The 11,895-nt window shown below is 47.0% G+C and carries 8 protein-coding genes and 1 tRNA gene; 5 read left to right on the top strand and 4 right to left on the bottom strand.

Translation table 11 applies throughout. The features are described from left to right. Positions 1-24: 24 nt before the first annotated feature. Positions 25-2,664: an adenosylcobalamin-dependent ribonucleoside-diphosphate reductase gene (locus QNO02_RS10285; protein ID WP_289391929.1), complete on the bottom strand. Its 2,640-nt coding sequence runs from the start codon at positions 2,662-2,664 to the stop codon at positions 25-27. Between the two features lie 564 nt (positions 2,665-3,228). Between QNO02_RS10285 and QNO02_RS10280 the strand changes: the two genes are divergently transcribed. The 3 genes from QNO02_RS10280 (at position 3,229) to QNO02_RS10270 (ending at position 7,350) form a co-directional block, all read left to right on the top strand. After that, positions 3,229-4,992: a DEAD/DEAH box helicase gene (locus QNO02_RS10280; RefSeq protein WP_289391928.1), complete on the top strand. Its 1,764-nt coding sequence runs from the start codon at positions 3,229-3,231 to the stop codon at positions 4,990-4,992. 3 nt (positions 4,993-4,995) lie between these two features. Next, positions 4,996-6,189: a YqhG family protein gene (locus QNO02_RS10275; protein WP_289391927.1), complete on the top strand. Its 1,194-nt coding sequence runs from the start codon at positions 4,996-4,998 to the stop codon at positions 6,187-6,189. Positions 6,190-6,342: 153 nt separating this feature from the next. Beyond that, positions 6,343-7,350, top strand: coding sequence for a hypothetical protein (locus QNO02_RS10270; RefSeq protein WP_289391926.1), 1,008 nt, complete (start codon positions 6,343-6,345; stop codon positions 7,348-7,350). 125 nt (positions 7,351-7,475) lie between these two features. On the opposite strand, the gene QNO02_RS10265 is transcribed toward QNO02_RS10270, so the two are convergent. Beyond that, complete coding sequence (locus tag QNO02_RS10265) at positions 7,476-7,694, bottom strand: YqzE family protein (RefSeq protein WP_091032160.1); 219 nt, start codon at positions 7,692-7,694, stop codon at positions 7,476-7,478. Positions 7,695-7,888: 194 nt separating this feature from the next. On the opposite strand from QNO02_RS10265, the gene QNO02_RS10260 reads away from it, so the two are divergent. Continuing rightward, a complete protein-coding gene (locus QNO02_RS10260; RefSeq protein ID WP_091032163.1) occupies positions 7,889-8,632 on the top strand; it encodes an N-acetylmuramoyl-L-alanine amidase family protein in 744 nt (247 codons plus the stop codon). Here QNO02_RS10260 and QNO02_RS10255 read toward each other — a convergent pair. After that, on the bottom strand, positions 8,607-9,401 hold the full coding sequence (locus QNO02_RS10255) for a divergent polysaccharide deacetylase family protein (RefSeq protein WP_133385927.1): 795 nt from the start codon (positions 9,399-9,401) through the stop codon (positions 8,607-8,609). The genes QNO02_RS10260 and QNO02_RS10255 overlap by 26 nt on opposite strands. A gap of 455 nt (positions 9,402-9,856) precedes the next feature. On the opposite strand from QNO02_RS10255, the gene xynC reads away from it, so the two are divergent. Beyond that, positions 9,857-11,551, top strand: coding sequence for a glucuronoarabinoxylan endo-1,4-beta-xylanase XynC (gene xynC, locus QNO02_RS10250; protein ID WP_283945613.1), 1,695 nt, complete (start codon positions 9,857-9,859; stop codon positions 11,549-11,551). Positions 11,552-11,697: 146 nt separating this feature from the next. On the opposite strand, the gene QNO02_RS10240 is transcribed toward xynC, so the two are convergent. Then, a tRNA-Leu gene (locus QNO02_RS10240) sits at positions 11,698-11,782 on the bottom strand. Positions 11,783-11,895 lie beyond the last annotated feature (113 nt).

The raw sequence follows: 11,895 nt of genomic DNA, 5'->3' as shown, positions 1-11,895 counted from the left end.
TTTTCTCTTTTTTTCAAGAGATATTTAATTGCATTTACTGTACCCACAGCTGCTGCATGTTTTGCATCCTTCCACATTCATCAGGGATGCCGAGCCGCATGAAGGACATAAATCTCTCGATTCGGTAAAGGTTTTCTGATCCTCCACTTTTGGATACGTGCTCTCCACTTGATTCTGTTCTATTAATGCTTCAGGTTCGTTCCCCTGCACATCGCTTTGTACATGACTTTCCAATGCTTTGGCGACTGCATCAGCAATCGATTCCACCCGGTTGGCCCCGAAGCCAATCGCACCCGAACCACCGATTCCCTTGAGATGTTTGATCAACAGTTCAACCTTGTGCCCATGATCTCCGTATCGAAGGAACAGAGAGCACACTCGACCGAGTGCCTCAGCCATGGCAAACACGTCCGATCCCGCTTTGCCCACGTTCAGGAAGATCTCACCCGGCGTTCCCTCCAGATCATTGATCGTAATGTAAGCCATGCCAAATGGCGTATTGATTTTGTATGTCGCACCGCGCAGTACTTGAGGACGGCTTCTGTATTGTTTATCCAGCAGTGTAGAAGAGGAAGGGGTTTGCTCGGAAGAATGCGTACTAACACCGTCCTGGCTATTGGAAGTCCCATCACTTGCCTGCACTTCAGCATTATTCGGGTTTTCTATGGCAGATACGACTGTCTTCTCTTCAGCTTCTGCCGTGTTCTGATCTTCAGCCTGGGTCGCTTCCTTCTTCGACGTGGATAACACCTGCACATCCCTGCTGCCGTCGCGGTATATCGTTACTCCCTTGCAGCCTAGGTCGAAGGCCAGTTCGTACAGCTCAGCCGTATCCTCCACTGTAAAATCAGCCGGACAGTTGGCCGTCTTCGAGATCGAACTATCCACCCATTGCTGGATCGCAGCCTGCACCCGAATATGATTCTCAGCCGACAGATCCATCGCCGTCACATAATAATCTGGTAAAAATTCACCTGGATGTTCATCCAGCCAATCTTGTGCAATCGGTACGAACTGTTCATCATAACCTAGACGGCTTTGACGGAAATACTTGAAGGCAAAATACGGCTCAATACCTGTTGATGTGCCCACCATCGTACCTGTACTGCCCGTTGGCGCCTGTGTGATCAGTGTGACATTTCGAATGCCCTGTTTACGAATGGCCTCTCCCACTTCAGGATAGGTCGCAACCATGTTTTTCATAAATCCACTCTGTAAGTACGGTTCAGCTTCAAATGCTGGGAAAGCACCCTTCTCTGCTGCAATCTCTGCCGATGCCAGGTAGGCCTCCTTTGCCATGAACCCATACAGTTTATCCAGAAAAACAAGAGATTCAGGACTGCCATATCGTATACGCAGCTTAATCATCAGCTCTGCCAGTCCCATTGTGCCAAGTCCAACCCGGCGTTCACGCTGCTGATTCAATCTATTTTCCTCAAAATGATATGGTGTTGCATCGATGACATTGTCCAAAAATCTAGCCGAGATGCGAGTGGTTTCCGCCAGTTCATCCCATGCCACATCATGATTTGTTTCATCGTAGAATTTGGACAAATTGATTGCTGACAGATTACATACACCCCAGGCAGGCAGACCCTGTTCCGCGCAAGGATTAGTACAGATGATCGGATTGAAATACCAGCTGTTGGACATCTGGTTATAGTACTCCATGAATACCACACCGGGCTCTGCCGATTTCCAGGCTGATTCAATAATGGTATGCCAGATTTCGCGAGCCTTCAGTGTACGATAGTGCACCACCGAATGACCTGCGGCTTTCCATTGCTGCATATCCCCGTTCCACTCGGTGTCGTAGTCCGGATCGTTCGTATCGGGGAAAACCAAATCCCAATCTCCGTCCTGCTTGACAGCCTCCATAAATGCGTTGCTCACACATACCGACAGATTGGCATTGGTCACCTGCCCCATCGTTTGTTTCACGGTAATAAAATCAAGCACATCCGGATGCCAGTCATTCATCATCAGCATAAGCGCACCCCGGCGGCTTCCGCCCTGTTCAATCAGTCCCGTCGTATAACTGAATAGTCCGCCCCACGATACGGAACCGCTGGATGATCCGTTGACCCCTTTGACCACCGCTCGGCGAGGACGCAAAGAGGACAAATTAATCCCAACGCCTCCCCCACGTGCCATAATTTCCGTCATCTCGGTCAAGGTCTTCATGATGCCACCCCGACTGTCCTGCGGAGACGGAATGACATAACAATTGAAAAGTGTCAGCTCATCGCTTGCCCCCGCGCCCGCAGCAATGCGGCCTCCGGGTACTAACTTCCAATCTTCCAATACGGAGCGGAACTTGGACTCCCACGTTGCCCGCTGATCCGCTGTGGATTCGACAGAAGCCATCGCTTTGGCAAGACGGTCCCACATCTCTTCCGGTGTTTTTTCTATATTAAGTGTCAGTTTCTCCACGTTTGTCTCGAGGATCTCTCCGCTTCGAGTCCTTACTTGTACAAGCTGGCCCTGTCGTTCTATGATTTCGCCCACTTCCTTGGTTGGGAACTTGGGATCATCCTTCGTTAATACCAATACCACATCTCCGACCTTGGCATGATTCGAATCAGCGTCCTTCCAGGCGTATCGGTCCAGAAATATTTTTTCGCTAAGTCCTTCTAATTGATGCGATCGTTGGTTTGATTTCATCGCTACATTCAACCTCCCCGGTATAAAGCTCCATTTTCACTATAAGAGTAAACTATGATAAAACACCACATATAGTGATACAAAACCAGTATATTACACCATATATTGATTTTCCATGCGACTTTTATCATAGTCCATCTTCATAGACTCCCCATACTCGGACAAGCTTCTTCACACACCCTCATACGCATGAATACGACATCTGTGAATTTTTTGGCACAGAAAAAACATGTGCCTTCACTAAATTTCTGGGTTCAATATAAGTTAAACTAATCATTTGCACGTCAACGGAGAGGACAGAAAAAACCTGAAAAAGCGAAGCGTTCGCCTAAAAGCTTTCTGAAAGAAAGCTGCATCGAAAGCATACGCTATCCCCGGATTTCCCCTCCAGAAAAGGGAATCAAAGAAATCTGGGGATAACAGCGATTGGAAGGTTGTTCTGTCATCGTAGTGTTCGTGCAAATAAACTGTAGTTCAACTTGTATAGTTATGAACTGACTCTCATTCGTCCATACTATTACCTACGAATAAAACGTCATCACGTATGGCAGGGGAGGAAGCACAATGAACCGGAAAAACCCGCACCACATGAATCAACCAGTAGCCGAACTGCCCGTTCCGTTGGAATTTGATCGAAGCTGGATTAATCAATTAGAATCACGACTGGATAAAGGAGGTCCTTGGGGGGATTATCGACTCTTCCAACTGGGCATTCAAGCCGAAGAGACCAACCTGATTCCCAATTTTGACGAGATCCAGTGTTTGAAACATCTACAAGGCCTTACTCCACTTCCTCACCAGATGGACACTGCACGCAGAGTATTATTTGAAATGTCAGGCCGGGCCATTCTCGCCGATGAGGTGGGTCTTGGCAAAACCATTGAAGCCGGTCTCATTCTGAAAGAATATATGGTTCGAGGTCTCGTATCCAAGGTACTCATTCTCGTGCCAGCATCTCTTGTGCTGCAATGGGTACGGGAGTTGAATTCGAAATTTGGCATCCCTGCGATTGCCCAGAAAAAGGCCTATTCCTGGCAGAATGAAGTGGTTGTTGCTTCCATGGATACAGCCAAACGGGACCCGCATAAAGATATGCTGCTGAATACTGATTACGACATGATTATTATTGACGAGGCACATAAGCTCAAAAACAAGAAAACAACCAACTATCAATTCATGCTGAAATTACGCAAAAAGTATTGTCTGCTGCTTACAGCTACACCTGTGCAGAACGATATGAGTGAATTGTTCAATCTGATCAACCTGTTGAAGCCCGGTCAACTGGGTCGTCAGGGTGACTTTGCGGCCAACTTTGTTGTAGACAAGCGGGTTCCGAAAAATCAGGAACAGCTTAAGAACGAGTTATCCAAAGTCATGATTCGTAACCGCCGCGGCGAAGGCCCCGTTCAATTTACCAAACGGAATGTCTCGAACGTGAATCTGCAACTATCGCCCGAAGAACAAGCGCTTTATGATGGCGTGACTTCCTTTGTTAAAGACCAGTACCAGGAAGCTGGTGGCAACCTGAGCAGCATGCTCTCCCTTGTTACATTGCAGCGTGAAGTGTGCAGCAGCCGAGATGCTGTATTTGTGACGCTGGTTAATTTGTCGAAGAAACTTCCGCTGGACTCTCCCCTTCGGGACAAAATTTGGGAACTCGTGGCCCATATTAAAGCGATCAAGGAGAATACCAAAGCGGAGAAAACGATGGAACTGGTTCGGAACATGAATGAAAAAGTAATTATCTTCACCGAATACCGGGCCACGCAGGAGTATCTGTTAAACTATTTCCGCAACAATGGGCTTACGGCTGTACCCTATCGGGGTGGCATGAATCGAGGCAAAAAAGACTGGATGATGGATCTCTTCCGCGGGCGTGTGCAGGCCATGATTGCAACCGAAGCAGGTGGTGAGGGCATTAATTTGCAATTTTGCCATCATATGATCAACTTTGATCTGCCTTGGAACCCTATGCGGGTAGAGCAGCGGATCGGTCGGGTACACCGGCTGGGACAGCAAAATGACGTGAACATCTTCAATTTATCTACGACTGGAACCATAGAGGAACATATTTTGAATCTGCTGCATGAGAAGATCAATATGTTTGAGATGGTGATCGGCGGGCTGGATGTCATTCTGGAACGGTTGGAGAAGAAGGAGTCTATTGAGAAAAGTTTGTACAAAATCATGTTGGAATCACAAACTGATGAAGATATTCGCCGTAAAATGGACTCACTTGGACAATCGCTGAACTCCATTCAACGCGAGGTTGCCGATGAAGGCCCTGCCGTATCCGGGTTGTTAGATCTTCGCAAAGGAGGTAGCTAACTCATGACGATGTCTCCCCATGAAGTGCAGGCTTATGTTCTCACCTATCTGGAAGCACTTGATTGTCAGATTATGGAACGTTCCCCTGCCCATGTTACAGTCAAACTCTCGCCTGAGGCGGACAAAGCGTTGACCAATCGTCCCTATTATTGGGGGTTCGTGGAACGAACCGGAGCACCCGCTGAGACGATGTCCTTTACATTTATATTTGATCCTGACAGTTATCAGCAGGCCATTGAAGCAGCAGAAGCCAAAGTTGCGCAAGCATCACCTTCTGTTTTACCTAACCCTGATGGAACGAATCGCGTAGCCAACGGCAGTCCTCAAGTCGAGCCACCAAAAGAAACTATTCTAGGCCGTTACTTCGGTATTACGCCATCGCTGCCACAGCTGGGGCCAGGACGAATATTACGTGAAGAAGTGGTGTACGGCAGTCGCAGACTGCAGCAGATTTTCGGCGCTGCCCGTGAAGGCGGTGCCTTCGTAAACCTGTTCGAACAGGCTGCCAAACGGCAATTGCGCGCTACAGCGCCAGCCGTATATGAGCCTTGGCTTGGTGTGTGTTTCAAGGTGGAATTCGCCTGTGATTTGAAACGGGAGGAATTGCATTTTCTCGGCATCTCCCTTCGCTCGGGTGAAATTATAGAAAAATTCGGCACCAAGCTGAATCGACGTGATCTCAGTCCGAGGCTTGCGGAGAACATGCATGTGCAGACAGCTAAAGTTTCGTTATTTGATGCCGGAGCTGCTTTGGAATCTCATTTGACAAACCGCTTGCTGGAACTCGATTATAGCTGGGCAGAGAAAGCCCAAGAGCGGCTTGATCTGGAGCTGGACGTGTTGGACACCTACTATGAAGCGGTACTCCGAGAAGATACGCCTGAGGTAGAATCACCAGGTAACATAATCTCAGACACGGAGAATGTCCAATCTGACCGCACGCCACCTGCACCACTGAAAAAAGTTCTGGATATAACTAACGCTAAACCCATTGGAGCAGATGTAGAACTGGCGGCAGAGGCCGCAGTACCGATCGACTCCGAGACAGATGCCGAAGAAGAGAAAGCAAAACAGGCGGTAATAGATCGTGAAGCTATGAAACTGCAGTATGAGACACGCCGGACCGAGATGATCTGGCAATATGAACCCAAAGTAAAAGTGACTGCCATTAGCAGCGGCATGTTTCACTTAAGATAGACGAAGACACTACTTTTCCTGCAAATGCTGGCAAAAGTAGTGTTTATTCATGATCAGCTGCCCGACAGGTTGCGGCAACCTTTGCATAGCCTGTCCCCTAGAATGAAACTAGGACCCGCTCAGGTAACGGATAAATGAAAAGTAGGTGTAAATTTGAAACGATTCTTTCATACATGTTGGAACAACGCTCGAAAAACAACCTGTATAACCTTGGGCTTGCTCAGTTGCCTTGGCCTGTTCTCTTTTTGGTCGATAGCCAATGCAGAGGAACAAAAAACGTCTTCACTATCTCCCGTATCATCTACAGAATATAGTCCTGAACATCATGTCATTCAGAATGAAAAGCTAGCTCCCGCTGCTGTACAACGGTTTGCAGAGCAACAAGCTATTACACTTGGTAAAGGTACCGCCGAAGCACATTGGAAGAATGCCGATCTGGCCTTCTACCCTCTGGGGCCGGGTACACATAGCTGGCTCGTGCAAGCTGAGTTTGAAGGCAAACCTATCGGATATATGATTATTACAGTCACAGAGCAGGGTCAGTTGATGCTTAGTGAATATGGTCATGGAGAACAGTCACCATACAGCAATGAACTTCTTGGACAAGCCTTGGATCGACAACATGTGAACCTTGAGGCATTACTTGCTGGCGGAGGAGAGCTTCATCTTGGTTATGCTCTTCCCCTGCTTGCTTATTGGAAAGTGGAACAACCTAACCATCCTGCACTTTATATTGATGCTACGAACGGAGATGTACTACCGTCAGAGTTCCTGAACCTGCTGGAGGCTGATTCCAAACAGACCTCTGCCAGCTTAACTGATTTGTCCACAATACCATCTTTATCAGTTGATCCACTTCATCTCCGACCCGTCTTCAATCCGGCTGACAATCTGTTGTGGATTACCGCCACACCTGTTGCTGCCGACCGGGCACAAGATGTGATACAACACGGAGAGAATCAAGAGATTGTTTTCTCAGCGGGTGATCGTAGCGTCGTATACGGCGGTCCTCTACCCGTTAGCGGTTATCAGCTATGGCATACAGATCAGGAAGCAGAGTCCATTCTATATGTAGCGCTAGGTGGGAAATCATCCATTCAACGCTTTGTCCCTTTGAGCACATTGCAGCAAGATGGCCATTTTTACATCGTTAATCCTTGATCATCAGCAAATTCTTAAGATACAGTACAGTCAGATAACCTGTTAAACAACAAATAAGACGCCTTCCCATTTTATTAAGGGATTGCGTCTTTTGGTTTTACATTAGTGAAATAGGTAAGCGATAGTCACCCTTTACCCGAAGAACTTCGTTTATGGGACTGTGTATCGAATTCTTTTTCCTTTTTCCCCACCCACAGGGATACAGCGAAAGGGATCATACCAAACCACTTCATCGCCCACGGCTCTTTCCTTTTGGTGCGACCTTTCCGCTCTTCCTTCGGCGTATCAATATAATGAACAACACGCTGCGTAATATATTTTACCAATTCATCACTTTTGGCCATAATTCTGCCTCCTTCGCTCCTGCACATTCGCGGAGCTTACGATAGTTCTATTGTGTGCAGGATGTCTACTGGTTAAACATTTTTTTATTGAAAGAAGTATGAAAACCCTCAGAATGCACAGTCTAATGCCAAAGGTATCCATCGAGTCGTTAATCTGCATTCGATACCTATTTCATGAAGGAGTGTGTATTCCCATGTATAAGCTGCTGATCGCTTCGTTAGCCTTGCTAATCAGCTTCCATTGCCTTCCCATGCTGCCCCATGTCGCTTATGGAAAAGCAGCCCCGTCCCAGAACAGTCCATCCATGCTGCCGGTGACCGATGGAGATGCTTATCGCTCAAGTCATCATGCCTTTGCAGCACCCGTTATCCTGCTCGATGTAGGCCATGGCGGTATTGACGGTGGTACCTCAGCCCAAGGTGTGCTGGAAAAAGATATCAATCTGGCCATTAGCCAAAAGGTCTATCTCCTGCTTCGCAGCAAAGGTTATGCCGTTATCATCAATCGACTTGGTGATTATGCACTTAGTGATGAGAACCGCTGGCTGAACAGCCGCTCCCGTCATACCAGAGATCTTGCCCAACGTAAAAGCCTTAGCGAAGAAGTAAGTACTGATATCGTGGTCAGCATTCATGCGAACTGGAGTCCCCGATCGAATGCACATGGCCCGGTGGTACTGCACCAGAAGGAAGGCAGGAGTTATTTGCTGGCCCAATCCATTCAGGACGCCATGAACAAGTTGTACGGAACGGAGCACGGGGTCGTATGGGGCAAGCCCTTTTATATATTGAATTACGTGAAGCAACCTGCCGTCATCGTCGAAACCGGATTTTTGAGCAATGCAGCAGACCGAGCCAGAATGAATGACCCCGCTGAGCAAAAACGAATCGCCCAGTCCATTGCCAATGGCATTATTTATTATCTGTCGGTAGTGTAGGAGCAGAATGCCATTGCCACACCTCTCGAACCAGATCACCGATTCCTACAAATTGAACCTGATTTTGCAGACGAGAAACGGATTCACGAATTACTGCGGATGTGTTCATCCCCGAATGACCGACATGACCAATGACAACACAGATATTCTTGTCGATCGCACGCTGAGCAGCCAGATCCAGTTGCTTGCGAATGTGTGGCTTGGAGTTTTGATCATCCAGAAAAATGTCATTGCCTACAGGTGGCATATTTTTGGATACGGCCAGTTCCCCCACCACGGAGCGAAAGTTCGTACGGCTGTCTACAAAGAAGAGGCCCCGCTCCTTGCATACATCGAGCACAATTGACATGATGCGTTTGTCCGAAGTAATTTTGGAACCCATATGATTGTTCATGCCAATTGCGTGGGGCACATCATCAATCGCTTTCTCCACACGTGAACGGACTTCTTCATCTGTTAGATTGGATGTGATTGCACCCGGGCCCAGCCATTCAGGTCGTCCTTTCTTGGGTTCCATGGGCATGTGCACAATCACATCCATCCCCTTTTCATGTGCAGCTATCGCATCTTTCTTCGTTGTGGGCAAAAAAGGCATGACCGCTACCGTTAGTTTAACTGGCATCGCCAGGATCTCTGCCGTACCCTTCATGTCATTACCAACATCATCGATGATAATGGCTAACCGTTTGTGATTCGATGTGGACTCTGAAGCTGCCGCTGTTGGCCCTCCTACGGATATGCCTGCGTAAATCACAATCAAAAATGCCATAATACCTGCAATTAATCGATAATTCTTTCTCTGTTCCTTCATCAAGATTCCCTCCCCGTAACTTCTGTGATCTCATTGTTTGATAATGAAGGGAGGAATATGTAAGCCAAAGCCTTCCTTAATAACAACATCCCCAGCCATTGGAGACCTCTATCTCAAGCGAAGATCCCCATTATTCCAGTTTTTCCCTATCAATTCAGACAAGAACTGTCATTGTACAGTTGGAAAATAGAGATTAATTAGAAAAAATACTGTAATTTGTCAGGTTTTCAGTTTAGGAATTATTTAGTAGAATCAACAAATGAAAGAGCTTATATGCTACATTTCTTTCCTATGATTTATGGAAGGAGGTTTTGAAAGGGTTTACATAAAATAAATGCAAGACAATCCGCTATTCTTGTTTGTTATTCCTGGTCGCGGTTTATCTATGTAACCATTTACCATTATCGAGGAGGATGAAAGTAGTGAAATTCAAACTAAAAAAGACGATTAATGTTCTTTTGGCCTGTTTAACAGCCCTGCCTTTGATGTTAACCCCGACTAATGTGTCAGCAGCCAGCGATGCCAACATTAATTTGTCCTCGGAAAAACAACTGATTAAGGGCTTTGGGGGCATTAACCTTCCTGCCTGGATTGGTGATCTGACTCCCGCTCAACGTGAAACTGCTTTTGGTAATGACCAGAATCAGTTAGGCTTTTCAATTCTCAGGATCTACGTCGATCCGGATTCTAATAACTGGTATCGTGAAGTTGCCACAGCCAAACGGGCTATTGAAAAAGGGGCTATCGTATTTGCATCCCCATGGAATCCTCCAAGCAGCATGGTTGAAACGTTCAACCGCAATGGGGACACCAATGCCAAACGTCTGAAATACGACAAATATGCCGCATATGCGCAACATCTGAACGACTTTGTAACCTACATGAAAAATAACGGCGTAGATCTGTATGCCATTTCTGTGCAAAATGAACCGGATTATGCTCATGACTGGACCTGGTGGACTCCACAAGAGATCCTTCGATTCATGAAAGAAAATGCCGGGTCCATTCAAGGTACCAGAGTCATGGCGCCTGAATCCTTCCAGTATTTAAAGAATATATCCGACCCAATCCTGAATGACCCGCAGGCACTTGCCAACATGGACATACTGGGAGCACATACGTATGGAACCCAGATTTCGAATTTTGCCTACCCTCTCTTTAAGCAAAAAGGAGCCGGTAAAGAACTGTGGATGACTGAGGTGTACGTTCCGAATAGTGACAACAACTCAGCAGACCGCTGGCCTGAAGCACTGGACGTTTCCTATCACATGCACAATGCCATGGTAGAAGGTGATTTCCAGGCCTATGTGTGGTGGTACATCCGCAGACAGTATGGTCCGATGAAAGAGGACGGTACCATAAGCAAACGCGGATATAATATGGCTCATTTCTCCAAATTCGTGCGTCCAGGCTACCTGCGAGTCGACGCAACGAAAAATCCGGATACGAACACCTTTGTCTCAGCCTACAAAGGTGATAACAAAGTTGTCGTCGTGGCGATTAACCGTGGAACTTCAGCCACAAGCCAAAAATTCGTTCTGCAGAATGGTAATGCCTCCACTGTGTCCTCATGGATTACGGACAGCAGTCGAAACCTGGCAAGCGGAACCCCGCTTACCGTATCCAATGGAGCCTTCACGGCACAGCTCCCGCCTCAGAGCGTAACAACATTTGTTGCCAACATTACTGGCGGAAATAGCGGCGGGAATACAGGCAGTGGCACTACGTATGAAGCTGAGACCGGAACGTCACTTACGGAAGCTGCCATTGAAACAATCTACCCCGGTTACACTGGCTCCGGGTATGTTAACTTTAATGCGATGACTGGTTCAGCCATTCAATGGAACGGCATTAATAACGCTACAACAGGTACCAAAAACGTAAAGTTTCGTTATGCGCTGGAAAGTGGAACACGGAACCTCGACATTTTTGTGAACGGAACCAAAGTCATCAGCAACGAACCCTTTCCGGCTACGGGAAGCTGGTCCACTTGGGTTGAAAAAACAATACAGGTCCCCATGAACACGGGGACCAATACATTGAAAGTGGTTACCACCGGATCGGAAGGACCGAATATTGACAGCATTAATGTTACCGCAGCGCAATAAAAGTTCCATATGGCTGATGGAAGACCATTTGCTGTAAGAGCAGCTAAGTAGTAACCTCTTGGATACTCAAGTCTAAAGTTAGTGTTATATCAAAAAATGCAAAAAAAGACTCCTTAAGCATTAGCTTAAGGAGTCTTTTTGTTAGATGCGGTCGAGAGGACTCGAACCTCCACGGGGGGTTAGCCCACACGGACCTGAACCGTGCGCGTCTGCCAATTCCGCCACGACCGCATATTGTATCTCCGTCATCAATATCGGCGACAAGAAATAATATATCATGTGGAATCTATCATGTCAACACTGAAAATAATAACAATAAAGCCCGAACCAGACATCCATGTCGA

This window comes from Paenibacillus sp. PK1-4R (genome assembly GCF_030369595.1).
In the GTDB taxonomy this organism is placed as follows: domain Bacteria; phylum Bacillota; class Bacilli; order Paenibacillales; family Paenibacillaceae; genus Paenibacillus.
Note: the sequence above shows the minus strand (reverse complement) of the source record. Positions and strands in the feature narration are given on the sequence as shown.